A 23,179-nucleotide genomic window follows, 5' to 3' on the forward strand; every position below is an offset into this window, starting at 1 on the left:
TGCGTTTCGCATCGCACTTTGAAATCCCGCTACGTTTGCTGTCCCTCCCAGCACGACCCATGCTTCCCGCATCGCCACCTGAGCAATCGGCGATCTGTTCACATCCGTGTAAAATACACAAATCATGCAGAAAACCACATACAGGTATTGAGATGCAAAACACGACCGGCGAGCTGCACCGTGCACTGATGGACCTGGTGGGCATCATCAACCGGCCGAAGCCCGACGAAATACTGCTTCAGAAAGCGGGCGTTTCGCTGGACCGGGCATTGTTCCCGTTGCTGGTCAGGGTCGATCTGTATGGTCCGCTGGGTGTGGTCGAACTCGCCGATCTGGTTGGCCGCGATCACTCCACGGTCAGCCGTCAGATCGCCAGGCTCGAGGAGCTTGACCTGATCGCACGCCGCCCCGGCCGGGCCGACAAGCGGGTACGCGAGGCCGTCACGACCAAGGCGGGCCGCGAGATGGTCGAGACGATCGGCGCGGCCCGCAACCGGCTGTTCAACGAAGTGCTTGCCGAATGGAGCATGACTGAGCGCCGGGATCTGACTCGTTTGCTGAGAAAGCTGGTCGACTCGGCAAACCAGGCTTTGCTAGCCGCCGAAGACGAATCGAAATAGAGCGATCGTCGTGGCTATCTTCGCGCCCTCGCCTTGATGCAGCCTAAGCAGACGGCGCGCGGGCGCTGACCATCCAGCAAGCGGCGGTATAGCGCACGTCGGCGCCGCGCACATAGGGATCAAAAGCGCTGCGGACTGTTTTGACGACTTGCTTGCGCGTGTCCGGGTCCACCTCCTGAAGACACAGACCGACGGGGCCGAGTTGGCTGAGATAGTCGATCAGCCGGTTTTCGGGCAAGGTGCACGTCACATCGACCGGCCGAATGTCGATCTCAATCCAGCCGCTTGCTTCAAGGATGGAAGCAACACGTTGCCGGTCCGCGAAAGCGAACTGTCCCGGCGCACCCGGCCGGCGAGCAGGCAGATTCGGCAGCAGTGGCGCGGCGGCACGCTCGGCCGTCGTCATGAACGGATTGTCCGCAGCACTGCGCCAAGCGACGAAGACAAGTTCGGCGTCGCCGCTTGCCGCATGAAGCAGGTTCGCGAAAGCCCGGACCGGGTTATCGAAGAACATAACGCCGAAGCGCGAAATAATGCGCTCAAAGCTCGCCGGCCCGAAGGCCTCGGTTTGCACGTCGGCGAGAATGAAGCGTGCCGCGGAGCCTTCCCGTTCCGCACGTGCGCGGGCAGCCGCGATCATAGGCGCAGAAATGTCAGCACCAAGGCAATGCCCCGTTGCGCCGAGCTGCCGGGCCACCGCCAGCGTCGTGCTGCCCGTGCCGCAACCGACATCGAGGACACGCTGCGCAGAGGCATCGCCAATCCTCTCGACGAGCAGTTCTTCAAACGGCTTGAACATCCCGTCGAGCAGCGCCTGGGCTGTCACCCAGGCATGTCCGGCGCCGCCATTCCAATGAGCCGCCTGTCCGTTTTCTGTTTGTGGTGTACCGTCCATGAGCGTCGTCCTCGCTTGCTGCGGAAAGTGGAGGCTACACTATGCAAGTTCAAGTCGACTTGAGGTCAAGCGGTGACCAAGCTAGACATTGCCGAGGTGGTACAGCGTTCGGGCGTTCGAGCCTCCACACTGCGCTTCTACGAGGAAAAGGGGCTGATTGCCTCCAGCGGACGGTTGGGCTTGCGCCGTCAGTTCGATGCGGGCGTGCTGGACCGGTTGGCGCTGATCGCGCTGGGGCGCACGGCTGGATTCTCGCTCGACGAGGTCGCGCTGATGTTCGCGCCAGAGGGAAAGCTGCGCATCGACCGGCAGATGTTGTCGGCCAAAGCGGATCAACTCGACAGAACGATCCGTCAACTGAGCGCCGTGCGTGACGGGCTGAGACACGCGGCTGCGTGTCCCGCACCGAGTCATATGGAGTGCCCCACCTTCCGGCGCATCATGCGGGCCGCGGCATCGGGCGCGATTGGCCGGCCCAGGAAGGGCCGCACGCCGCCTACTGCACCGTGACCGTCGCGCGCATATTCGGGTGGATGCCGCAGAAGATCTTATAGACCCCCGGTTTATCGAACTTGTACTGGAAGGTTTCGTTCTGATCGAGCGCGGCGGAACGGAACAGGCCCGCGTCGTTGACCACCGTATGCGGCTCGCCATCGAGGTTTTTCCACGTCACCGTCGTGCCGGCCTTGACGGTGATCGCCATCGGCGAAAACATGAAGTTCTTGATCGTCACGGCGTTCGTCTCCTGCGCCTGAGCAACGGAGAAGCCGGCCGACGCCGCCAGTAGCATCGCCCCAAGCGAAATACCTGTCAAAATTCGAATAGCATTCCTAATCATGATGATTGTCCTTTTTCCTGGTATTGATCTGTTGGTTCAGACAAGCGTGCTGTCGTCCAGCGTCGCCTTGAGTGGATGACGCATGATCTTGATACTGGTCACACCGAGCATCCGCGGCAGTTGATCGCTCGCCACCGTCAGCGGCATGGGTCCTGGCCCCTCGCCTGCGGCCGGCTGCGGATAGGCGGTCGAACGCGCCGTGTGGAAGGTGATATTGCCTTCCACTTTCGAAACGATCTGGTGAATATGGCCGTTCAGCACCGTAACCGAGCCGAAACGCTTCAGATAGCTCATGGCCTGGCCGGCATCCCCTGTGCCCCAGCCCCACGGCTCATAGATCGTCCACATCGGCATATGCGCAAACACGACGATCGGCGTGCTGGACGAGCGGCCTTTCAGATCGTTTTCGAGCCACGCAAGCTGGTCGTCACCCAGTCCACCCAGGCCGTTCGGCTTGAAATGCATCACGTTGACGAGCGCGATAAAGTGCACGCCGTTGTGGTCGAAGCTGTAATAGCCCTTGTTATCCGACGCCTGGCCGAAACGATTGAAGTACTCCGTGCCGGGGCCGTCGGTTACGTCGTGCTCGCCCGGCACCGTATGCAGCTCGGTGATATTCAGCCCCGCCAGCAACTGCGCCGCGAGATCGAACTGCTCCGGCCTGGACAGGTGCGTGATGTCGCCGGTGTGTATCGTCAAAGCCGGCTTGACCGGCATCGCGTTGACGAAGTCGATGGTCTGTTTGAGCGTGCCGGCTACGTCGGGATTGGCCTCCTTGTTAAAGCCAATATGCGTGTCGCTGATCTGCAGGAACAGCGGCACGCCCGCTGCCATTGAGGAATCCTTTTCACCGGCCGCCAGCGCCAGTTCGACCGGCGTGAGAATGCCGCCGGCAAGGACAAACACCGTGCCCACACCACCAAAGGCGAGACACTTCAACGCGCCGCGGCGCGACGGATCGGATGGCAGATCTGACGGCATGGTGACCTCACGATTGAAGTTCAGGAGGTAGGCCGGCGGCTCATCCGCCGGGCCTCCTGACTGGATTCAATGAGGAGACTGCCGCGTCGCGCGGTTTATTCCGCGAATCAGAACTATTTTGTTGAACCGGACCGGACTGCGCGCCGATCGTCAGGAAGCCGGGTGCGCGCGCAGATTCGTGATGAAGCCATTGAGCTCGGCATCGCCTGCATCGGTGACGACCCAGTAATTCATTCCCGCGGCGCTCCAGTTCGCGAGATGGTAGCCCTGCCGCTCGATAACGTGCGGTGTAGCGCCTGCATCGTTGCCTGGCCAGACATACAGATTGATGGGGTGCAGTTTGTAACGGTAAACCATCACCGCAACTGCACGTCCGTTCAGGTAATCGAGCCTGCCGCCCACCAGCGGATACCCTTCTTGCGCGAAGTCAACCACTGGCGGTGCAAAATCGAGCTTGCCGTCGAACCACGGTTTGACCGTGTGGCGATCCGTCGAGACCACGTCATACAGATGATCGAATTGCAGCGATCGCACATGACTGTCCACCAGTTCCTGAGTCAGCCGCGTGTTGGCGGAAGGTATCGAGAGATACAGCCCCGCGCTCCAGGTCAACGCCACGAGGCTCAACACCATTGCACCCGCCGGCGCCCAGCCGAGCCGCGCGCCGGCGCCGCCCTGACCTGCGCCGCCGCCAAAAGCGCCGCTCCCGGCCAGCCATTCAGTGAAACGCTGCCATGGCGAGCGCCGCCCCGGCAGCGCGGCGCGGATGCGTTGCGCCAGCTCCGGCGGCGCTTCCCAATGCAGATCGGCCTGGCGCAGTTGCGCGCTGACCTGGCGCTGCTGCTCATAGGCCTGCTTGCACAACGCGCAGCCTGCGAGATGACGCTCGAATTCGAGCGACTCGGACAAGCTCAGTTCCTCGTCGATATAGCCTGGTAGCAGTTCAATCGCCTGTTCGTGCTCCATCACGCCTCCTGATCCGTCGGTGCGAGCAGCGCCGCAAGTTGCTGGCGGCCGCGCCCGAGGCGAGACATCACCGTCCCCATGGGAATCCCCACGATCACGGCGATTTCCTTGTACGACAATTCTTCCAGCTCCCGCAGCACCACCACCTCCCGGTATTCCAGACGCAAGCTGCGCAACGCGTCATGCACCCGCTTGCGGCTCTGATTCCGAATCAGGCGCACCTCGGGACTGTCGTCGTTTCCCGCGCTATCGCTCTCGAGGCTGTGCAGATCCTCTTCGAATTCCGTCGTCTGCGCCGCATGGCCCCGGTTCTGCTGATGCCATGTATAGAAGGTGTTACGCACGATGCTCAGGAGCCATGCACGCGCATCCTCGCCACGGAAGCTGCCAAAGAAACGAAACGCGCGCAGGTAGGCCTCCTGGACGACGTCCTGGGCGTCCTGGTCGTTATGCGTCAGCCAGCGCGCAACGTTGAAGGCCGAATTCATGTGAGGCAATACCAGCGACTCGAAGCGCTTCGCGATAATTGGATCGGCCATTGTGAAATCCCTGCGGTAACCCCTCGTAGTGACCGACACTGAGCAGACCGCCCATGTGCCGTTTTTATTCCCGGGCTCGCCGGGCGCTCGCACCCGGGCAAAGGATCGACGATTTCTGGGGCATTGTAGCCCGCATCAAGGCTCGCAACGGACTGCGGGGAACGGCCGGCAGAAAGCCGGCGGGCGGGACAGGCGGAGAGCCGCGCAGCTAGGGCGCGACACCGAGAGACTGAGCCTCGTCACGCAGGACGGCAGCCAGTCTGGGAACGGCGAAATCGAGGAACATGCGGGCCGACAATGCTACGCCATGGCGCGCCGGCAAAATTGCATAGACCGTCGCGGGCTCGGGGCCCCAGCCGGAACCGTCCTCGAACACATCGACCATCTGATTGGCCCGCAGCGCGTCCCCGCACAAATAGCGCGGCATACAGGCGACGCCCATCCCCGCGATGACCGCCGCCTGCTGCACCGCGACACTCCCCGTGATGAGATGCGGCAGATACTCGTGCGTGTACTCGCCTTGGGCAGGATGCACGAACCGCAGCGTTTTCAGCCCGCCTTGCGCCGCCCGCGCGTGGAGCTTGAATGCGCAGAGTTGTACCGGATGAGAAAGCCGCCCATGCGCCACCAGTTCCGGGCTCGCCGCGACCATCATCGGCACCGTGCCGATTGTCCTGGCCACGAGGCTAGAATCTCCGAGCGGGGCGCTTTGCAGACAGAACGCGAGGTCAAAGCCCTCGGCCACGATATCGGGCACCCAGTTGCGGGTGTCGACGAGGATATCCAGTTGCCTGTGCCGTTGGCAGAATTCGGCGGCCAGCGGCATCAGGGTCAAGGCTGCAAACGTGGCGGGGGCCGTGATGCGCAACAGGCCGCGCGGTTCGCCATTCATTTCTTCCGCTACTTTGAATGCCGCCCTCGCCTCGTTGGCCAAAGTACGGGCGTGCCGATAGATCTGCTCGCCGGCGGCCGTCAGCGAAATAGACCGCGTATTGCGCTGAAGCAGGCGCACCCCCAGGCGCTGTTCCAACTCCGCCACGCGCCGGCTCAGCTTGGAGCGCTGCATCCCCAGGCTGCGCGCGGCGGCCGCAAACCCTGTTTGCTGAACGACTTCCGCAAACAGGACCAGGTCCTCGAGCCTTTCCATATTCAACATCCCCGAAGCTTCTCTACGTTAGCTGTTGTCGCGAATCCAATGTGCACGCCGGATTGCGCAGGTCCGCGCCGGACCGGCAGTGCCGCGGTCGCGATATCATCGCAGTCTTTTATAAGCATTCCTATTGAAATAGGATTTCAATGTAAATTGTTATCGCGTTTTTGCAGTAATTGCTTATCTCAGCGAGCTAAAACGTAGATAGCACGATTTATGTTGAGGATAATGAACAGTCAAAACGCGCCTTGCAAGGGGACAATAGTCAAATCACGTCAAACCCGTTGACATTCGAACGCTCGTGCATTTCGAATGCTGGATTGTCCTGGCGGAAAGGACAGCGCGTTGCTTCAGGTGCTAGTTCACATCAGGAGTGTTAATCGATAAAGTGGGCTGCAATTCGTCGAGCTCGATACCCTTGGCGAGTTCGCGCGTTTCGTTCCCCTTGTTCGCCGTACGCCTTGACGGGGCGGCGATTTTTTTCACCTCCAGCAAGGCGTCGCGAACCGCCGCGCGAACGCAGGCTAACTGCTGGGGCGAACCCGGTTCATCGGGCGGCACACTGTCGCCAGGCACGCACACCAATCCGTTCTTTCGTAGCGGCGGAATCGGCGCCCAGCGAAGATGCCTCGCACGTCCTTCATTTCCCTTTTTTGCCCGGCCCCGCAGCAACCTCTGTAAATCGACGTAAAACGATGTAATCTCTCGGTTTTTCCTCCAGTCGTGAAGCAGGATGATCCGAGCCTTGGCGAGCCAAAAACAATTAGCTACGGCGGCATGCACAAGGCCCAGCCATACGAAACACCGCTCGCGCTGCACGGCTGCGCTGCTGGTGCTCGGCCTGTCGGCCTGGCTGCCAGCCGCCCATGCAGCCGACACGGCCTGCACGGTAGCAGGCGGCCCCGCCGGCCGTCCCTCGGTCGGCCTCGTCCTGTCCGGCGGCGGCGCGCGCGGCTACGCCCACCTGGGCGTGCTGAAAGTGCTCGAAGAAAACCGCATCCCGGTCGACTGCATTGCCGCCACGAGCATGGGCTCGGTGGTGGGCGGCCTGTACGCGAGCGGGATGACGGCGCAGGAGATGGAAACCCGCCTCGCCCAGATCAACCTGGCCGATATCGCGTTCGACGTCACCGAACGCTCCGATCTGCCCCAATCGCAGCGCGAAGACGAGCAGCTCTACGCCGGCAGCCTTTCGGCCGGCTTCAGCAGTAACGGCTTCCGGTTGCCGGCGGGGCTCGTACAAGGCAACCGTCTGCAAGCTTTGCTGCAGGACTGGACCGCCGCCGTGCCCGGCAACACCTCATTTAGCCAATTGCCGATTCCGTTCAGGGCAATCGCCACGGATCTGCAAACCGGCCAGAAGGTCGTGCTCGACCACGGCTCGCTCCCGCAGGCCATTCGCGCCAGCATTGCGCTGCCCGGCCTGTTTGCGCCGACCGTGGTGGACGGCCGCACGCTGGTGGACGGCGGCCTCGTCAGCAATCTGCCGGTCGAAACCGCTCACGATATGGGCGCCCAGGAAGTGATCGCAGTGGATATCGGCTCGCCGTTGCGCCCGCTCGACGCGCTCGCCTCACCGGCCGACGTCATGCAGCAGATGATCGGCATCCTGATTCACCAGAACGTGGCGCATCAACGGGAACAACTCGGCGCCAACGACGTGCTGATCGAACCGACGCTCGGGGCGTTGAGCTTTACCGATTTCGCCAACGCTCCGCAGGCGATTGCCGCGGGCGAGGCCGCTGCGCGCGCCGCCTTGCCGAGGCTGCAGCACCTCGTGCTCTCGCCGGAACAATACGCCGCCTGGCGCGCCGCACACATAACGCCCGTAGCGAAACCGGTGCGGATCACCCGCATCGTGGTGAATTCGCATGGCGCCGTGCCCGAACGGCGTATTGTCCAGGCGCTGAACGTGCACCCCGGCGATGTCTACGATCCCAAGACGCTCAACAAGAACCTGCTCGCGCTGACCACGGCCGGCGATTTCGAAAGCGTGACGCAGCGGCTCGTGAGCGACGGGGACGAAAACACCCTCATCGTCGATGCCCAGGATAAGTCCTGGGGCCCGAACTTCCTGCTGTTCGGGCTCGGCCTGTCGGCCAGTTCCTCGGACGAAGGCGGCTTCCGCCTGCATCTGGGCTACCGCCGGCCATGGCTGACCTCGTCGGGGCTCGAGGGATTGATCGACGGCACCGTGGGCAGCGACATGCTCTCGCTGCACGCGGAGCTGCGCCAGCCGCTCTCGTACTCGTTTGGCTATTACGTCGCGCCCTATGTGGAATTCCAGCGCAGCTACGCGAATGTGTTCCAGGACGATCCGTATATCAAGCTCACCCAGTACCAGCAGCAGACTGAGCGCGCGGGCCTCGACTTCGGCCTGCCGCTTGCCAATCTGGGCGACTTCCGGGTGGGTGTCGCCTATGCGCATGGTTTCGCTTCGCCGCAATATAACTTCGAAAACTACGATGACAACGGCAACCCCATCGGCCTCGCCTACCCGGATATCTACGGCCGCGAGTTTACGGTGCGCGCACGCCTCGTCATCGACCAGCTCGACGACCCGCTGTTCGCGCGCAAGGGCTATTACCTGGAACTGCGCGGGGAGCGCTCACTGTTCGCGCAACCGCAAAACACCTTCACCGAGGTCTACGGCAAGGCACTGGTGGCCGCGAGCTACGGGCGTCAAAGCGTCAACGCCAGTATCGAGGCCGGCAAGGACTTCGAGAACACCAATCCGGTCAATCCGTTCGGCTTCGTGCTAGGGGGCTTCCAGCATCTGTCCGCTTATGCCGCCGATCAGCTGGCGGGCAACGCGATGCTCTACGGCCAGGTGACGTACATGAACCAGCTGACCACGTTTAACGTCTCGCCCATCCACGCGCTGTTTGCCGGCGTGAGCCTTGAAGCCGGCAACGTGTGGGACGGCGAGATTCAATACGGCGGCGGACCGCTCAAGCGCAGTATCACGTTCTTCACCAGCGCGACCAGTTCGTTTGGACCGATCTACCTGGGTGTGGCGTTCGCGCCCGGCGGGCGCAACAACTTCTACATCCAGCTTGGCCACACGTATTGAAGGGGAATAGAAGAAGCGCAGGCCGGCTTCATCGCAGTTGCGCTGGGGCTCCGCAGCCGCTTAAACCGTACCCGCCGGCCAGCTGATTTCGAAGCGCGCCCCCGGCAGGCTGACGGGGTCTGTGACCGCGATCCGGCCATTGTGCGCGCGCAGGACCTGCTGCGTGATCGCGAGACCCAGGCCGTAGCCGCCGGTGTGGCGGTCGAGCCGCACAAAGGCGTCGAAGATGCGCTCGCGCTCGCTTTCCGGCACGCCCGTGCCGTCGTCTTCGACAAAGATCTCCACATTGCCGTGCCGCACGGCCAGCCCCACCAGAATCCGCGAGCGCGCGTATTTGCTGGCGTTGCGCAGCAGGTTGCGCATCGCGTACGACATCAGGCGCTTGTCCATGACTACGCGCAGTGCCGGGTCGATTTCGACCTGCGGCACGATCTCCTTCTCGGTGTAGAGCAGCGCCGCATCGTTGACCTGGCTGTCGAACCAGGTGGTGAGCACGGTCGCTTCGAGATTCGATTGCAGCGAGCTGTATTCGAGCCGCGCATAGGTGAGGCTCATGTCGATCAGTTCGTCCAGCTCGGTGACGTCCTGGTCGATGCTTGCGAGAGCGCTCTCGTACTCGGCGGCGGAAGCCGGCTCGCGCAACACCTCCAGCGCGAAACGCACACGGGCAAGCGGCGTGCGCAATTCGTGGGAGATGCCGTTGGTCAACTCGCGTTGCGCGGCGATCAGCCGCTCCATCCGCTCGGCGAGCGCATTGAGCGTGCGCGCGAGCGGTCCGATGATCGTGCTGTACGACTCGCGTGCCCGGGTGTTGAAGCGGCCGCCGGTAAAGTCGATGGCACGCTCGCGCACCATCACCAGATCGACCCAGACCGGCCGCATCCAGCGGTATGTCACCACGGCCGGTGCGCCGAACACCACCAGCAGGGCCGCTACGAGACCGCCCGGCGAGGCGGCGAAGCCATGCCAGACCACAGCCGCCGTCAGCTCGAACGACAGGACGAGCAACGGGATCAAGGCCACCACCAGCGCAAGGCCCAGCAGACGAAGATAGGCCCGCACATAGAGCCTCGACCAGCTCGGCATGCGGTCGGCACGGGTGTCCGTCCAGGAACGGCGAAAGTGCAGCCAGCGCCATTTGAGGTAGCGCAAAGCGGACAGTTTGGGCGCGGCAGGATTCATGGTCACGGACGTCGAAGGAAAAGGCGTGCGCCGGCCAGGGAAGACCGTTCAGCCTTTTCGGGTTCGTTCGGCCAGCGCGGCGCTCACGTTAGCACATCGGGACGCTGCACAAACGCGAGCGTCCGGTCGGCGACGGTTTCACGTTCGTTGTCGAGCGTGATCATGTGATAGCTGTCGGTCAGGCGTACCAGGGTGACGTCGCGGCTGCCGAGGTGTTCGCAGACGAATTCGGCCGAGCGGATGCTCGTCACCTCGTCCTCTTCGGAGTGCATCACCAGCGTTTCGCAGGCCACCCGCGGCAGCGCGCGTTTGACCGCGAAGCGCATCCAGTCCACCTGAGCGATCGCGGCGAGCGGCACATACGGATAATGAACGCCACTGCCCTTTTGCAGCGCGCGGCGAATCAGGTTGCGGATACGGTCGTTCTTGATGCCGAACGGCTCGCCCTCCGGCACCCGTATCAGATGACGCAGGCCCGGCACGCAGTACAGCAGGTAGCGCAGCGGACGCAGCCGCGAGCCGCCCCAGCCGTCGAGGAAAAGCGGTGGCGAGAGCAGGATCAGGCGGCCGCGGGTCATGCGCTCACGGGCGCTCAGCATCACCGCGAGCAAGGCGCCCATCGAAATGCCGGCAACGTCGACGCGTTCATAGCGAGTCATCAGCTCGCGATACGTGCGGCTCAGCAGGAGCATGTAGTCGCGCAGGCTGACGCCGCTCAACTGGTCCGGACGCGAGCCGTGGCCCGGCAGCGACGGCAGGTAGACATCGCAGCCGATCTGCTCGAATTTGCGGTCGAGCGAGCCGAAATCGTGACGCGTGCCGCCCAGGCCATGAATCATCAAAACAGCATGTTTCGAGAGGGGTAAGGCACGGGCGGGCATGACGCAGGCTTTGAGATGAAAGAGCTTGCGATACTAGCCATGCGACGCGCGCGCGACTGTCGATTTGAGACCAGTCTGTGTGGAGTTTTGTCGCGCCGGGGAGAGGACTGCCGCCGGGGGACGCGATCAGCGCTCTACTCCCACGCCACCTTGCTGAACTGATACCCCTTGCCGCGCACGGTCTTGATACGCTGCGGCGTGCCCGAATCGTCGTGCAACTTGCGGCGCAACTTCGAAATGCCGCCGTCAATGGTGCGGTCAAGGCCGTCGAATTCGATGCCGCGCAGTTGCCGCATCAGGTCGTCGCGGCTCACCACCTCGCCCGCGCAACTCACCAGCGCCCACAGCAGGTCGAATTCCGCGGAAGTCAGGTCCGGGCGGGTGCCGTCCGGCAGGGTGACGGTGCGCGTCGCCCGGTTGATTTCGAACTTGCCGAAGGTAAAGCGCTCAGGCTGGCCGGAAACTTCCGCGCCGCGCCCCGCCACGCGGCGCAACTGCGCCTTGATGCGCGCCAGCAGGACGCGCGGCTCGACTGGCTTGTGGACGTAATCGTCCGCGCCGAATTCGAGGCCCAGCACTTCGTCGAACTGTTCGTCGCGCGCGGTCACCATGATGATCACGCCGTCGAATTGCTCGCGCGCCTCCCGGCAAATCTGGAAACCGTCCTTGCCGGGCAGATTGACGTCGAGAATCACGAGGTCCGGCTGGCGCTTGAGAATGGCGGGCACTGCGTCGTTGCCGTTCAGCACCACCTCGACTTCATAGTCGTGCTTGCGCAGATAGCCCGCGACCAGCGCGGACAGGCGATTATCGTCTTCGACGAGCAGAATCCGGAAAGGCATGAGTGAATCGTCTGGAACTGACAGGGGTTCGATAGCGGCAGAAAAGCGCCGCCGCCGTGCAAAACCCGATGAGGGCGGCCAGCGTCGCCGCCAGGGCACGCAGAATCACAGGATCATACCGCGACGCCCACCTCCCCTGCTTGCCGGCGGCGAAGCCCACCCCACTTCGGGGCGTCATAGCATAGCGGAGAGTTTCGGCAGGGCCGGGATCAGGCGACAAAACTCGACAATTCTCCAGCCAATCCGACGCGCACACTCGGGACCATGTGGCCCCTAAACGACAAACACCCGCAAGCCACGGCTGAAATACAAAAGGCCCCATTCGCTAACGAATGGGGCCTTTGTCTGTAAGCTTGCCGCTGCCGGCAATCAGACGCGTGGATGCGCCTCGATCAGACGCGCTCGATGGCGATCGCAATACCCTGGCCGACGCCGATACACATTGTGCAGAGCGCAAAGCGCCCTTGCGTGCGCTGCAACTGATACATCGCGGTGGTGACCAGCCGTGCGCCGCTCATGCCGAGCGGATGACCCAGCGCAATCGCGCCGCCGTTCGGATTCACGCGGGCATCGTCGTCCGCCACGCCGAGCGCGCGCAGAACCGCCAGGCCCTGCGAGGCAAACGCCTCGTTCAGTTCGATCACGTCGAACTGATCCACCGTCATGTTCAGCCGCGCCAGCAGCTTTTGCGTGGCCGGCGCCGGGCCAATGCCCATCACGCGCGGCGCAACCCCGGCCGTGGCAATGCCGAGCACCCGCGCCCGCGGCGTCAGGCCGAAACGTTTGGCGGTCGCTTCGTTCGCCAGCAGCAAAGCCGCGGCGCCGTCGTTCACCCCCGAGGCGTTGCCGGCGGTCACGGTGCCGTCCGGGCGCACCACGCCTTTCAGTTTGGCGAGCGCCTCGAGGCTGGTCTCGCGAGGATGTTCGTCTTGCGACACCACGAGCGGATCGCCCTTCTTCTGCGCGATGGTCACCGCGATGATTTCCTGCGCCAGCGTGCCGTCGCGTTGCGCACGGGCGGCCTTCTGCTGGCTGCGCAGCGCAAACGCGTCCTGATCGGCGCGGCTCACGTGGTAGTCGGTGGCGACGTTCTCGCCGGTTTCCGGCATCGAATCGACGCCGTACAGCTGCTTCATGAGCGGATTGACGAAACGCCAGCCGATGGTCGTGTCGAAGATGTCCGCCTGGCGCGAAAACGCGCTCGTCGCCTTGCCCATCACGAACGGGGCGCGGCTCATGCTTTCGACACCGCCCGCCACCATCAGCGCGGCCTCACCGGATTTGATCGCGCGTGCAGCAATGCCCACCGCGTCCATGCCCGAACCGCACAGGCGGTTCACGGTGGAACCCGGTACCGCCTGCGGCAACCCCGCAAGCAGCAGCGACATGCGCGCGACGTTGCGGTTGTCTTCGCCCGCCTGGTTGGCACAGCCGTAGATCACATCGTCGACGGCGCTCCAGTCGACTTCCTTGTTGCGCTCCATCAGCGCCTTGAGCGGCACTGCGCCGAGGTCGTCGGCACGCACCGACGATAACGAACCCGCGTAACGGCCGATCGGCGTGCGAATCGCGTCGCACAAGAAAGCTTCAGTCATGAGTGTCTCCAGTTGGGCGCTGCCTCGGCGGTATCACGAGGATGCAAAATGTTCTATATACGAACACTAGATCGCATATCGAACAATGAATCATGATGATAGGCGTGCCCAGGAAACCATGTCAAGCGTGGACGATGGGGGCACATCGGGCGACGGGCGACGGGGACGATACCGGCAGGCGGCGGCCCGAAACGACGCCGCGCCGCCTTCGCCGTCAGCCGGCCCGCAAATGCTCGTCCTCGATGTAGCTGCGGATCACGTCCGCAAAGTCCGTTTCGACCGGCAGGCCAAGTTGCTCGGCACGGCGGGTGTCCCAGCGGCCCGGCCAACTGCCGACAATCTTTTCGATGCGAGGATCGGCCTGCCAGTCGATACGCCGCACCACCTCATCGCCGGCAACTTCCCGCAGCGCCGCGACCATCTCGTCGACGCTCACCGAAATGCCCGGCAGATTCAGCACGCGTTGCTTGCCGAGCGCCGCCGCGTCGAGTTCGAGCCCCGCAATCAGGCAGGCAATCGCCTTCCTCGGCGACAGCAGCCACAGCCGCGTGCTGCCGGCCACCGGGCACATTGCGCGCTCGCCGTTCAGCGGTTCGCGGATGATCCCGCTCGCGAACGACGAAGCCGCTGCATTCGGCTTGCCGGGACGCACGCTGATGGTGGGCAGCCGCAACACCCGGCCGTCGACGAAGCCACGCCGCGTGTAGTCGTTCAGCAGCAGTTCCGCTATCGCCTTCTGCGTACCGTATGAAGATTGCGGATTGAGCGCCGTCTCGTCGCGAACCAGATCGGGCATCTCGCCACCATACACCGCGACCGAGCTCGTAAATACCACCCGGGGATGGTGGCCGCGCATCCGGCAGGTTTCGAGCAGCAGCCGCGAGGCATCGAGATTGATGCGCATGCCAAGCTCGAAATCCGCCTCAGCCTGGCCGCTGACAATCGCGGCCAGATGGAAGATGGCCGACGTTCCAGCGTCGATCACGCCTTCCAGCACGCTGCGCTCGGCGATATCGCCGACCTCGATGCGCACCCGGTTATCGTTAAACCCACTCGCCGCAACCACGTCCAGCAACACGAGCTCGGTCAGCGGCTGCGGCTCGCCATGCGCGTCTTTCAATGTGCCGCGCGCCAGCAGTTCACGCGCGAGCCGCTGGCCGAGAAAACCCGCACCGCCAGTGATCAGTACTTTCATGATGCGTGTTGTCCTTGACCGGAGTGATTCTCCAGATACGGCTTGAGCCAGCCCAAACCTTCCGATGTACCCGAACGAGGCTTGTATTCGCAACCAATCCAGCCGTCGTACCCGAGCTGGTCGATCAGATCGAACAGGTACGGGTAGTTCAGTTCGCCAATGTCCGGTTCATGCCGTTCGGGCACGCCGGCAATCTGGATGTGGCCGATACCCGCCATATCGCGCTTGAGCTTGACTGCCAGATCGCCCTCGACGATCTGGCAGTGATAGCAGTCGAACTGCACCTTCAGGTTCGGCGCGCCCACTTCCGCGCAGATTGCCTGCGCTTCATCCTGGCGGTTGAGAAAAAAGCCGGGGATATCGCGCGTGTTGATCGGCTCGATCACCACCGTGACGCCGTCGGCCTGGGCAGTGCGAGCCGCGTAGGCCAGGTTCTGCAGATACACCTCGCGATGCCGCTCGCGCGATTGCCCCTCCGCGATCCGGCCGGCCATCACATGCAGCTTGCGGTTGCCGAGCTCGCGTACATAGCCGAGCGCGGTGTCGATGCTGCGGCGAAACTCGTCCTCGCGGCCGGGCAGCGAGGCAATGCCGCGCTCGCCCGCCGCCCAGTCGCCCGGCGGCGCATTGAAGAGCGCCTGGGTCAACCCATGGTCGCTCAGGCGGGCCTTCAATGCCGCGGCCGGAAAATCGTAGGGAAACAGAAACTCCACGGCCTTGAAACCGTCGCGCGCCGCAGCGGCGAAACGCTCAAGGAAACCGTGCTCGTTGTACATCATCGTCAGGTTGGCAGCGAAGCGAGGCATTGCAACAACTCCTTTTACGATTGAACCGCCTGGCACCCTGCGCACCTGGCGGACAGGCAAATGCGGATATCTTTACCGGTTGACGAGTTTCGCCGGGGTGAACCAGACGGCAAGCGCGCCGATCACCAGCATGCCGGCCAGCACATACATGCCGGATTGCGTGCTGTGCGTCAGATCCTTCAGATAACCGATCATGTACGGGCTCGCAAAACCGGCCAGATTGCCGATCGAATTGATGATGGCGATACCGGCGGCCGCTGTTGCGCCCGACATGAAGGCCGTAGGCAAGGACCAGAACAACGGCGCGCAGGTCAGCACGCCGGCCGCCGCGAGCGACAGGAACGCGATGGACACCACGGTATTGTGCGCAAACGAAGCGGCAACCGTAAAGCCTATCGCCCCGCACAGCGCCGGCCCGATCAGATGCCAGCGGCGCTCGCGCAGCCGGTCCGAACTATGGCCCATGAGGTTCATCACGACAATCGCACAAAGGAAAGGAATCGCGCTAAGCAGCCCGATTTCGAACGACCCGCTCACGCCTGTCGATTTGACGAGCGTGGGCATCCAGAACGTCAAGCCATACTGCCCGGTGACGAAGGCAAAGTAGATCAGCGACATCCACCACGTGCGCGGATCGCGAAACACGCCGCGCAGCGAATGGGTTCGGGTCTTCTCCTGCTGTTGCGCGGCAATGTCGTCGGTGAGCAGGCGCTTCTCGCGCTGGCTGAGCCATTTGGCGTTGGCGATGCCATTGTCGAGGTACAGGATCGTTGCAATCCCGATTGCGACAGCCGGGACCGCTTCGATCAGGAACATCCATTGCCAGCCGGCAAAGCCCTGATTGCCATGAAACGATTGCATGATCCAGCCGGACAGCGGATTGCCGAAAATGCCCGAGACGGGAATCGCCGACATGAACACCGCGATGATCTTCGCGCGCCGATGCGACGGAAACCAGTAAGTCAGGTACAGGATCACGCCGGGATAGAAGCCGGCTTCGGCCAGCCCCAGCAGGAAACGCAGGATGTAAAACTGCGCGGGCGTCTTCACAAACACGAACACCGCGGACAGCAGACCCCACGTGATCATGATCCGTGCGATCCAGATGCGCGCGCCGAGCTTGTGCATCAGGATATTGCTCGGCAACTCGAACAGGAAGTAACCGATGAAGAACACGCCGGCGCCGAGGCCGAATACCGTTTCGCTGAACGCGAGATCCGTCGACATCTGCAGTTTCGCAAAGCCGACGTTGACGCGGTCGAGATACGCGACCACGTAGCACAGCATCAGGAACGGCACGATGCGCCAGAATACCTTTCTGTAGGTGCGTTCAACTTCGGCCGTGCCAGGTTGTCCGGCGACCTCTGCAGCGAGACCGTCGGGTCGGATAGAAGCCGCCTGGTAAGAACTCATGCATTGTCTCCTTTGATAAAAGGCCTGCGATAGGCTGCCTGCGGCAGCCATCGGGCTTTATGGTTATCAGTCGCGTCGCAAAGCCCGGCTTTGGGGCGTGCCGCCTCGCCTTCGGGCGTGCCTCTGTTAGCCAGCGCTACCAGCGTGCGCCGAACACGAGGCGCAATTCGTCGAGCGCCGCGGCGTCGAGCGGCGCCGGACGCGGGTTCGTCATCAGCCACAGGCGCGCCGTCTCCTCCAGCTCTTCCAGCGCGTACGAAGCCTGCGCCACCGAGCGCTCCCAGACCACCGGCCCGAGCCGCTCCAGCAGCACGCCGCGCACGGTGTCGGCCAGTGCGGCGATCTGCTCCGCCACCTCGGGAGCGCCGGGGCGCCGGTAGCGGATCAGCGGAATGTGACCGACTTTCATCACGTAGTACGGGGTGATCGGCGGCAGTACGTCGGCCTCGCTCCACACGCCCGCCAGCGTCAAGGCCACCAGATGCGTCGAATGGGTATGCACGATGCCGCGGGTTTGCGCGTTGCGCGCGTAGATGCCACGATGCAGCGCCAGCGTCTTCGACGGCTTGCCGCCGGATACCGCGTTGCCCGCCAGGTCGACCTTGGCAATCTCCGCGGGATCGAGCCGGCCGAGACAGGCATCGGTCGGCGTGATCAGCCAGCCGTCGTCGAGGCGTGCGCTGATGTTGCCGGCGGTTCCCACGGTATAGCCGCGCTGATACAGGCTCGCCCCCGTGACGCAGATTTCCTCGCGAATTCTGGCTTCCTCACCGCTATGGATTCCTAACGTCATGACACCGTTCCATCGAGATGGCGCAACGCCTTGGCAAAGAAATCAGACGCACCGAAGTTGCCGGATTTGAGCGCGAGCGCCAGCGGCGCATCGCCGGTGGTTGCGGTGGCCGGCACGCCTGGATCGATCTGCGCGCCGATGCGCAGCGTATGCACGTCGAGCGCCTGGACCACCGCACCCGAGGTCTCGCCGCCCGCGACCACGAACTTGCGTACGCCCAGTTCACGCAAGCCGCGTGCGATAGAAGCCAGCGTGCTTTCGACCAGGTGTCCCGCCTGTTCGACACCGAGTTCACGCTGGACGGCTTTCACTTCGTCGGGTGTCGCAGTGGCGTAGATCAGCACCGGCTGGTCAGCGCCGAAGTGTTCACGTGCAAAGGCAAGCGCCTGATCGACCACCGGCTCGCCGCGCGCCGCCGCCAGCGGGTCGATACGAAACGCCGGCCGGCTTGCGCGCCAGGCCGCGACCTGCGCGTTGGTCGCCTTGGAGGCGCTGCCTGCCAGCACGACCGAGCGGCCTCCGATTGACGGCAAGCGACCCGCGTCTGCCGTCCCGCTCAGCAACCCGGCGCGGCGAAAGTTTGCCGGCAAGCCGAGTGCGACGCCGGAGCCGCCTGTGATCAGCTTGAGATCGGCGCAGGCCTCACCCAGCGTATGCAGATCGGCATCCGAGAGCGCGTCGGCAATCGCCATGCGCACGCCATCGCGCCTCAATGCGTCAAACGACTCGCGCACCGCCTCCACGCCGTGCGCCACGCGGTCATAACGCACAAGCCCGACCTTCGACGCCGTCTGCCGCTGCAAGACACGCACGAGATTCGCGTCGGTCATCGGCGTGAGCGGGTGGTTCTCCATGCCGGACTCGTTGAGCAATACGTCACCGACGAAGAGATGGCCGCGACAGATTGTTCGTCCGTTCTCGGGAAACGCTGGGCAAGCGATCGTGAAGGCTTCTGCGCCATCATCCTGCTGCCCGGCAGAGCTAGAAATGGAGCCAGGGCCAGACAGCGCATCGAGCAACGCATCCGTAACCGGACCGATATTGCCCGCCTCCGTCGAATCGAAGGTCGAGCAGTACTTGAAGAAAAATTGACGGCAACCTTGCGCGCGCAACCAGTCGAGCGCGGCGAGCGATTGCGATACCGCATCGGTGGCCGGGATGGTGCGCGATTTCAGCGCAACCACCAGCGCATCGGCCGCCACCGGTTCGTTTGAGCGCGGCACGCCAATGGTCTGAACCGTGCGCATGCCGCCGCGCACCAGCATGTTGGCGAGGTCCGTCGCGCCGGTGAAGTCGTCGGCAATACAGCCTAGAAGCGGCCGCGGCGATGAAGAGGTCATGGCAGTGCTCCTGCTATCACTTCGCCGCCGGCACGTCGATGCCGGGGAAAATCTTGATCACCGCCGAGTCGTCCTCGCCGCCGTGCCCGGCCGACGACGCCATCATGAACATCTGATGGGCCGCAGCCGAAAGCGGCAACGGGAATTTCGAACGACGCGCGGTATCCAGCACGAGGCCAAGATCCTTGACGAAAATATCCACTGCCGAGAGCGGCGTGTAATCGCCCTTGAGGATGTGCGGCACGCGGTTCTCGAACATCCACGAATTGCCGGCGCTATGCGTGATCACGTCGTAGAGCGATTCGGCGTCGACGCCCTCGCGCAAACCAAGCGCCATGGCTTCCGCGGCGGCGGCGATGTGCACGCCCGCGAGCAACTGGTTGATGATCTTCACTTTCGAGCCGACACCATGCGCATCGCCCAGCCGGTAAACCTTGCCGGCGATGGCGGCCAGCACATCCTCGCAGGCGGCGTAGGCCGCGGCGGGGCCTGAGGTCATCATGGTCATCTCGCCGGATGCGGCGCGCGCCGCACCGCCCGACACGGGTGCGTCGAGCATCTGCAGCCCGGCGGCCTCGATGCGCTGGCCAAGTTCGATCGCGAAGTCAGGGGCAACCGTCGCGCTCGCGATCACCACCCCGCCCGGCTTCATGCCGGCCACCGCGCCCTGCGCGCCGAACAGCACCGCCTCGGTTTGCACCGCGTTGACCACCAGCGTGATGACCACCTCGCACTGCGCCCCCAGGTCAGCGGGGTTTGCACAGGGGATGCCGCCCTCTGCAGCGAAGCGCTCCAGCACGGCGCTGCGCAAGTCGCACGCGTGCACCCTGAAACCTGCTCGCAGCAACGAGTGGGCAACGCCCAGCCCCATTGCTCCCAGGCCGATGACTCCGACATTTCTGGACATGCTCTACTCCGGGTGAGATTCGTATCGTTCGAGGCGCTCGCGCCGCCGGTACACCCGCGCGCTGCGCTCACGCCTCACGGATCAATGAATGGTCAAGGCTCAGCAAATGCCGGCCTCCGCCAGACGGCGGGCGGCGTTGTACATGTGCGTGCGGGCGGCGTTACGCGCTGCCATCGGATCGCCGGCGCGAATCGCCGCGACAATCGCCGCATGCTCGTCACGCACCTGGCGCGAAAAGTCTTCGCGCAGCGCCTCGTTGCGGCGCGTGATGACCGTGCCGGCCTCCAGGTACTGATTCAGGAACGCGAGTGTCTTGAGGAAATACGGATTGCCGGTGGCCACAGCGATCGCGCGATGAAAGGCCACGTCCTCTGCGACGCCGTCCTGCCCCTCGCTTACTGCCTCGTCGATCTTTGCCAGCGCGGCGTCGATCGACATCATGTCGGCGTCGCTGCGACGCATCGCGGCCTCCGAGGCGACCTCGGCTTCGATCGCCCGGCGCAGCGCGAGAATCTGCAACACCGAACCGGCTTCCACCGCTTCTGCGTAGTCGATGCGCAGCGGCCGGATCGCGCCGTGCGCAGCGATGAACACCCCGCTGCCCTGGCGCGGCTCCACCACGCCCTCGTTCTTCAGGCGCGAAATCGCCTCGCGGATCACCGTGCGGCTCACGCCGAACTGCTCGGCCAGCACGGCTTCGGTCGGCAGCTTGCCGCCGCGCGCAAAGGTGCCTTTATCGATCTGCTTGAGCAACTGCTGCGCAACCGTGTCGCTCAATGCGCGGGCGGGAATCTTTTCGAACATGTGACTCTCAATTAGTCATGTTATCGGGTCATCATACAAATTACAGATCAAATCTGCATCCACGAAAACCCTGGGCTCGACGCCGAGGGGCGGGTGCCCCTCTCAGCACGCCGGGTTTGCCAAGGCGCTACGCAGATAGAAAATCGGCGAGGTTGGCGAAATTCAAGGCATAAGCTATCTTCACGGCTTTCCGCACATCTGCGCGCAGGCCGGGCAGACGCCCGTTCCTTGCACCCGCAGGCGGCACGCCCCGTTATCCCACGCATTTCCCTGAAAAGGCCCATGAGCAAAGCCCCTCAAGCGTCTACCGCCGATCCTGCCAGCGCGCCTGACGTGACGGACGCCCCGGACAAGCCGGGCGACTCGTATGTCCAGTCATTCGCGCGCGGTCTGGCGGTGATCCGCGCGTTCAACGCGGAGCGCCCCGAGCAGACGCTCACTGACGTGGCCGCCGCCACTGGCCTCACGCGGGCCGGAGCGCGGCGCATTCTGCTGACCTTGCAGACGCTCGGCTATGTCGAAGCGGAGGGGCGCCTGTTCCGCCTGACGCCGAAGATTCTGGATCTCGGCTTCGCCTATCTGACCTCGATGCCATTCTGGAACCTGGCCGAGCCGGTGATGGAAGAGCTCTCGGCGCAAGTCCACGAAAGCTGTTCGGCAGCCGTGCTCGACCGCACGGAAATCGTCTACGTGCTGCGCGTGCCAACCCACAAGATCATGACGATCAACCTTTCGATCGGCAGCCGCCTGCCGGCGTATTGCACGTCGATGGGCCGGGTGCTGCTCGCCGCGCTCGATGACCAGACGCTCGACGCCACGCTCGGTTCGACGCAGTTGTACGCGCACACGCCGCGTACGGTCACCGACAAGGAAGAGCTGAAAAAGATCATCGCCCAGGTGCGCCGCCAGGGGTGGGCGATTGTCGATCAGGAACTGGAAGGCGGATTGATTTCGCTGTCCGCGCCGATTCGCAACCGGCAGGGGCGGGTGATTGCGGCCATGAATATCAGCGGCAATGCGCAGCGCAATTCGGCCAAGCAGATGGTGAAGGCGTTTCTGGAGCCGCTGCAGCAGGCGGCGCAGAATGTGTCGGATCTGGTGGCGCGGCGCGGGTAGGCGGGGGCTCAATCCCGCGCTTGCTGCCCCACTCAATCCCCCAAATAGCGCTCGACTAACCGTGTCCAATAAGCCGCACCAACCGTCAGATTCCGGTCGTTGAAATCATAGTGCGGGTTGTGCACCATGCAGCCGTCCTCGCCCACTCCATTACCAATACGCAGGAACGTCCCCGGCCGCTGTTGCAGCATGAACGCGAAGTCTTCGCTACCCATCAGAATGTCAGTTTGCGCGACCACCTTGTCGTCGCCCACCAGTTCGCGGGCCACTTCGATCGCGAATTCGGTTTCCGCCTCCGAGTTGACGACCACCGGGTAGCCTTCGATGTACTCGACCAGCGCCTTGCCGCCATAGCTTTGCGCCTGGCTCTCGGCCAGTTCGATGATGCGTTTTTTCAGCAGCGCGCGGACTTCCGGGCTGAACGAGCGCACGCTCAATTCAAGCCTGGCAGTACTGGAAATCACATTGTTGGCGGTGCCCGCATGCATCGAGCCGACCGTCACCACGGCCGGTTGCGATGGGTCGACATTGCGCGCCACGATGGTCTGCAGCGCCATCACAATGCTTGCCGCCACCACCACCGGGTCCACCGTCAGGTGCGGACGCGCCGCGTGGCCGCCCACGCCCTCGATCGTGATAATGGCCTTGTCGCCCGCCGACATGAACGGCCCCTTGCGAAACAGGAACACGCCCGGCTCCGCACCCGGATGGTTATGCACGCCGAACACGGCATCGCACGGAAAGCGCTCGAACAGGCCGTCTTCGATCATCTTCTTCGCGCCGCTGTCGATACCGCTTTCTTCCGCCGGCTGGAAATACAGATGGACGGTGCCCGAGAACCGCCGCGTCTTCGCGAGGTGCTCAGCCGCGCCGAGCAGCATCGTGGTGTGGCCGTCGTGGCCGCACGCATGCATCTTGCCGTACGTGCCGCTTGCGTAAGGCAGACCGGTCTCTTCGACGATCGGCAGCGCGTCCATGTCGGCGCGAATCCCGATGCTGCGCACGCCCTCGCCCACCCTGAGCGTGCCGACCACGCCGGTGCGCCCGACTCCGCGCGTCACCTGCCAGCCCCATTGCTCGAGCTTCCCTGCAACCAGCGCGGCGGTTGCGACCTCTTCGTAAGCGAGCTCCGGATGATGATGGATGTGGTGGCGAATCTCGCGCAGTTGCTCCGCTACGGGCGCGAGATGTTCGACTTCAGTGAACTGGCCGGCGGCATGGGATGCTTCGTTCATCGTGGACT

At 63.6% G+C, this 23,179-nt stretch carries 23 protein-coding genes; 4 read left to right on the forward strand and 19 right to left on the reverse strand.

Translation table 11 applies throughout. From position 1 onward, the window contains the following. The first annotated feature begins 152 nt into the window (after positions 1 to 152). Complete coding sequence (locus tag FFS45_RS00870; RefSeq protein ID WP_137952796.1) at positions 153 to 620, forward strand: MarR family transcriptional regulator; 468 nt, start codon at positions 153 to 155, stop codon at positions 618 to 620. Between the two features lie 43 nt (positions 621 to 663). Here the strand turns inward: FFS45_RS00870 and FFS45_RS00875 are convergent, their stop codons facing one another. Continuing rightward, positions 664 to 1,515 (reverse strand): class I SAM-dependent methyltransferase, encoded by an 852-nt coding sequence (locus FFS45_RS00875; RefSeq protein WP_137952797.1) that lies wholly within the window; start codon positions 1,513 to 1,515, stop codon positions 664 to 666. A 72-nt stretch (positions 1,516 to 1,587) separates the two neighbouring features. Here FFS45_RS00875 and FFS45_RS00880 point away from each other — a divergent pair, with 72 nt between their 5' ends. After that, positions 1,588 to 2,025, forward strand: coding sequence for a helix-turn-helix domain-containing protein (locus FFS45_RS00880; protein ID WP_137952798.1), 438 nt, complete (start codon positions 1,588 to 1,590; stop codon positions 2,023 to 2,025). Here the strand turns inward: FFS45_RS00880 and FFS45_RS00885 are convergent. From FFS45_RS00885 to FFS45_RS00910, 6 genes are all read right to left on the reverse strand, one after another. After that, positions 2,012 to 2,353: a cupredoxin family copper-binding protein gene (locus tag FFS45_RS00885; protein ID WP_249362507.1), complete on the reverse strand. Its 342-nt coding sequence runs from the start codon at positions 2,351 to 2,353 to the stop codon at positions 2,012 to 2,014. The genes FFS45_RS00880 and FFS45_RS00885 overlap by 14 nt on opposite strands. A 36-nt stretch (positions 2,354 to 2,389) precedes the next feature. Continuing rightward, complete coding sequence (locus FFS45_RS00890) at positions 2,390 to 3,334, reverse strand: metallophosphoesterase (protein WP_137952799.1); 945 nt, start codon at positions 3,332 to 3,334, stop codon at positions 2,390 to 2,392. A gap of 150 nt (positions 3,335 to 3,484) precedes the next feature. After that, positions 3,485 to 4,300: a zf-HC2 domain-containing protein gene (locus FFS45_RS00895; protein WP_137952800.1), complete on the reverse strand. Its 816-nt coding sequence runs from the start codon at positions 4,298 to 4,300 to the stop codon at positions 3,485 to 3,487. Beyond that, on the reverse strand, positions 4,300 to 4,839 hold the full coding sequence (locus FFS45_RS00900; protein WP_137952801.1) for a sigma-70 family RNA polymerase sigma factor: 540 nt from the start codon (positions 4,837 to 4,839) through the stop codon (positions 4,300 to 4,302). The genes FFS45_RS00895 and FFS45_RS00900 overlap by 1 nt, the downstream gene beginning before the upstream one ends. A gap of 208 nt (positions 4,840 to 5,047) precedes the next feature. Further along, positions 5,048 to 5,995, reverse strand: coding sequence for a LysR substrate-binding domain-containing protein (locus FFS45_RS00905; protein ID WP_137952802.1), 948 nt, complete (start codon positions 5,993 to 5,995; stop codon positions 5,048 to 5,050). A gap of 351 nt (positions 5,996 to 6,346) precedes the next feature. Then, the gene (locus FFS45_RS00910) at positions 6,347 to 6,565 is read right to left on the reverse strand and encodes a hypothetical protein (protein ID WP_137952803.1); all 219 of its coding nucleotides are present in this window, start codon (positions 6,563 to 6,565) and stop codon (positions 6,347 to 6,349) included. A gap of 157 nt (positions 6,566 to 6,722) precedes the next feature. Between FFS45_RS00910 and FFS45_RS00915 the strand changes: the two genes are divergently transcribed. Beyond that, the gene (locus tag FFS45_RS00915) at positions 6,723 to 9,062 is read left to right on the forward strand and encodes a patatin-like phospholipase family protein (RefSeq protein WP_137952804.1); all 2,340 of its coding nucleotides are present in this window, start codon (positions 6,723 to 6,725) and stop codon (positions 9,060 to 9,062) included. 60 nt (positions 9,063 to 9,122) lie between these two features. Here the strand turns inward: FFS45_RS00915 and FFS45_RS00920 are convergent, their stop codons facing one another. From FFS45_RS00920 to FFS45_RS00970, 11 genes are all read right to left on the reverse strand, one after another. Further along, complete coding sequence (locus FFS45_RS00920) at positions 9,123 to 10,244, reverse strand: ATP-binding protein (protein ID WP_137952805.1); 1,122 nt, start codon at positions 10,242 to 10,244, stop codon at positions 9,123 to 9,125. Positions 10,245 to 10,327: 83 nt separating this feature from the next. Beyond that, positions 10,328 to 11,125, reverse strand: a complete 798-nt coding sequence (locus tag FFS45_RS00925) for an alpha/beta fold hydrolase (RefSeq protein ID WP_137952806.1) — start codon at positions 11,123 to 11,125, stop codon at positions 10,328 to 10,330. Positions 11,126 to 11,259: 134 nt separating this feature from the next. Then, on the reverse strand, positions 11,260 to 11,967 hold the full coding sequence (locus tag FFS45_RS00930) for a response regulator (protein ID WP_137952807.1): 708 nt from the start codon (positions 11,965 to 11,967) through the stop codon (positions 11,260 to 11,262). A gap of 392 nt (positions 11,968 to 12,359) precedes the next feature. Continuing rightward, a complete protein-coding gene (gene pcaF, locus FFS45_RS00935; RefSeq protein ID WP_137952808.1) occupies positions 12,360 to 13,562 on the reverse strand; it encodes a 3-oxoadipyl-CoA thiolase in 1,203 nt (400 codons plus the stop codon). A gap of 214 nt (positions 13,563 to 13,776) precedes the next feature. After that, a complete protein-coding gene (gene denD / locus FFS45_RS00940) occupies positions 13,777 to 14,757 on the reverse strand; it encodes a D-erythronate dehydrogenase (protein ID WP_137952809.1) in 981 nt (326 codons plus the stop codon). After that, a complete protein-coding gene (gene otnI, locus FFS45_RS00945; RefSeq protein WP_137952810.1) occupies positions 14,754 to 15,563 on the reverse strand; it encodes a 2-oxo-tetronate isomerase in 810 nt (269 codons plus the stop codon). The genes denD and otnI overlap by 4 nt, the downstream gene beginning before the upstream one ends. A 72-nt stretch (positions 15,564 to 15,635) precedes the next feature. Continuing rightward, positions 15,636 to 16,976, reverse strand: a complete 1,341-nt coding sequence (locus FFS45_RS00950) for an MFS transporter (protein WP_137952811.1) — start codon at positions 16,974 to 16,976, stop codon at positions 15,636 to 15,638. Positions 16,977 to 17,112: 136 nt separating this feature from the next. Continuing rightward, positions 17,113 to 17,769, reverse strand: coding sequence for an aldolase (locus FFS45_RS00955; protein ID WP_137952812.1), 657 nt, complete (start codon positions 17,767 to 17,769; stop codon positions 17,113 to 17,115). Then, positions 17,766 to 19,109 carry a 3-oxo-tetronate kinase gene (gene otnK, locus FFS45_RS00960; RefSeq protein ID WP_137952813.1) on the reverse strand — a complete coding sequence of 448 codons (1,344 nt, stop codon included), beginning with the start codon at positions 19,107 to 19,109 and terminating at the stop codon, positions 17,766 to 17,768. Before otnK ends, FFS45_RS00955 begins: the two co-directional genes overlap by 4 nt. A gap of 16 nt (positions 19,110 to 19,125) precedes the next feature. Continuing rightward, positions 19,126 to 20,016: an L-threonate dehydrogenase gene (gene ltnD / locus FFS45_RS00965; protein ID WP_137952814.1), complete on the reverse strand. Its 891-nt coding sequence runs from the start codon at positions 20,014 to 20,016 to the stop codon at positions 19,126 to 19,128. A gap of 99 nt (positions 20,017 to 20,115) precedes the next feature. Continuing rightward, positions 20,116 to 20,820 carry a FadR/GntR family transcriptional regulator gene (locus FFS45_RS00970; protein ID WP_137952815.1) on the reverse strand — a complete coding sequence of 235 codons (705 nt, stop codon included), beginning with the start codon at positions 20,818 to 20,820 and terminating at the stop codon, positions 20,116 to 20,118. 282 nt (positions 20,821 to 21,102) lie between these two features. Here FFS45_RS00970 and FFS45_RS00975 point away from each other — a divergent pair, with 282 nt between their 5' ends. After that, on the forward strand, positions 21,103 to 21,936 hold the full coding sequence (locus tag FFS45_RS00975) for an IclR family transcriptional regulator (protein ID WP_137952816.1): 834 nt from the start codon (positions 21,103 to 21,105) through the stop codon (positions 21,934 to 21,936). Between the two features lie 32 nt (positions 21,937 to 21,968). Here FFS45_RS00975 and FFS45_RS00980 read toward each other — a convergent pair whose 3' ends face one another. Further along, positions 21,969 to 23,171, reverse strand: a complete 1,203-nt coding sequence (locus tag FFS45_RS00980) for a M20 aminoacylase family protein (protein ID WP_137952817.1) — start codon at positions 23,169 to 23,171, stop codon at positions 21,969 to 21,971. Positions 23,172 to 23,179 lie beyond the last annotated feature (8 nt).

The sequence above is a fragment of the Burkholderia sp. 4M9327F10 genome (assembly GCF_005503145.1).
Lineage (GTDB): Bacteria > Pseudomonadota > Gammaproteobacteria > Burkholderiales > Burkholderiaceae > Paraburkholderia.

Bases quoted from the DNA above. Each gene is read 5' to 3' on its own strand.
- FFS45_RS00895 (WP_137952800.1), bottom strand. From the start codon at position 4,300: ATGGAGCACGAACAGGCGATTGAACTGCTACCAGGCTATATCGACGAG.
- FFS45_RS00980 (WP_137952817.1), bottom strand. From the start codon at position 23,171: ATGAACGAAGCATCCCATGCCGCCGGCCAGTTCACTGAAGTCGAACAT.
- FFS45_RS00900 (WP_137952801.1), bottom strand. From the start codon at position 4,839: ATGGCCGATCCAATTATCGCGAAGCGCTTCGAGTCGCTGGTATTGCCT.
- FFS45_RS00915 (WP_137952804.1), top strand. From the start codon at position 6,723: ATGATCCGAGCCTTGGCGAGCCAAAAACAATTAGCTACGGCGGCATGC.
- FFS45_RS00885 (WP_249362507.1), bottom strand. From the start codon at position 2,353: ATGATTAGGAATGCTATTCGAATTTTGACAGGTATTTCGCTTGGGGCG.
- pcaF (WP_137952808.1), bottom strand. From the start codon at position 13,562: ATGACTGAAGCTTTCTTGTGCGACGCGATTCGCACGCCGATCGGCCGT.
- FFS45_RS00875 (WP_137952797.1), bottom strand. From the start codon at position 1,515: ATGGACGGTACACCACAAACAGAAAACGGACAGGCGGCTCATTGGAAT.
- FFS45_RS00870 (WP_137952796.1), top strand. From the start codon at position 153: ATGCAAAACACGACCGGCGAGCTGCACCGTGCACTGATGGACCTGGTG.
- FFS45_RS00975 (WP_137952816.1), top strand. From the start codon at position 21,103: ATGAGCAAAGCCCCTCAAGCGTCTACCGCCGATCCTGCCAGCGCGCCT.
- otnK (WP_137952813.1), bottom strand. From the start codon at position 19,109: ATGACCTCTTCATCGCCGCGGCCGCTTCTAGGCTGTATTGCCGACGAC.
- FFS45_RS00890 (WP_137952799.1), bottom strand. From the start codon at position 3,334: ATGCCGTCAGATCTGCCATCCGATCCGTCGCGCCGCGGCGCGTTGAAG.
- ltnD (WP_137952814.1), bottom strand. From the start codon at position 20,016: ATGTCCAGAAATGTCGGAGTCATCGGCCTGGGAGCAATGGGGCTGGGC.
- FFS45_RS00920 (WP_137952805.1), bottom strand. From the start codon at position 10,244: ATGAATCCTGCCGCGCCCAAACTGTCCGCTTTGCGCTACCTCAAATGG.
- FFS45_RS00970 (WP_137952815.1), bottom strand. From the start codon at position 20,820: ATGTTCGAAAAGATTCCCGCCCGCGCATTGAGCGACACGGTTGCGCAG.
- FFS45_RS00925 (WP_137952806.1), bottom strand. From the start codon at position 11,125: ATGCCCGCCCGTGCCTTACCCCTCTCGAAACATGCTGTTTTGATGATT.
- FFS45_RS00950 (WP_137952811.1), bottom strand. From the start codon at position 16,976: ATGAGTTCTTACCAGGCGGCTTCTATCCGACCCGACGGTCTCGCTGCA.
- otnI (WP_137952810.1), bottom strand. From the start codon at position 15,563: ATGCCTCGCTTCGCTGCCAACCTGACGATGATGTACAACGAGCACGGT.
- FFS45_RS00955 (WP_137952812.1), bottom strand. From the start codon at position 17,769: ATGACGTTAGGAATCCATAGCGGTGAGGAAGCCAGAATTCGCGAGGAA.
- denD (WP_137952809.1), bottom strand. From the start codon at position 14,757: ATGAAAGTACTGATCACTGGCGGTGCGGGTTTTCTCGGCCAGCGGCTC.
- FFS45_RS00930 (WP_137952807.1), bottom strand. From the start codon at position 11,967: ATGCCTTTCCGGATTCTGCTCGTCGAAGACGATAATCGCCTGTCCGCG.
- FFS45_RS00905 (WP_137952802.1), bottom strand. From the start codon at position 5,995: ATGTTGAATATGGAAAGGCTCGAGGACCTGGTCCTGTTTGCGGAAGTC.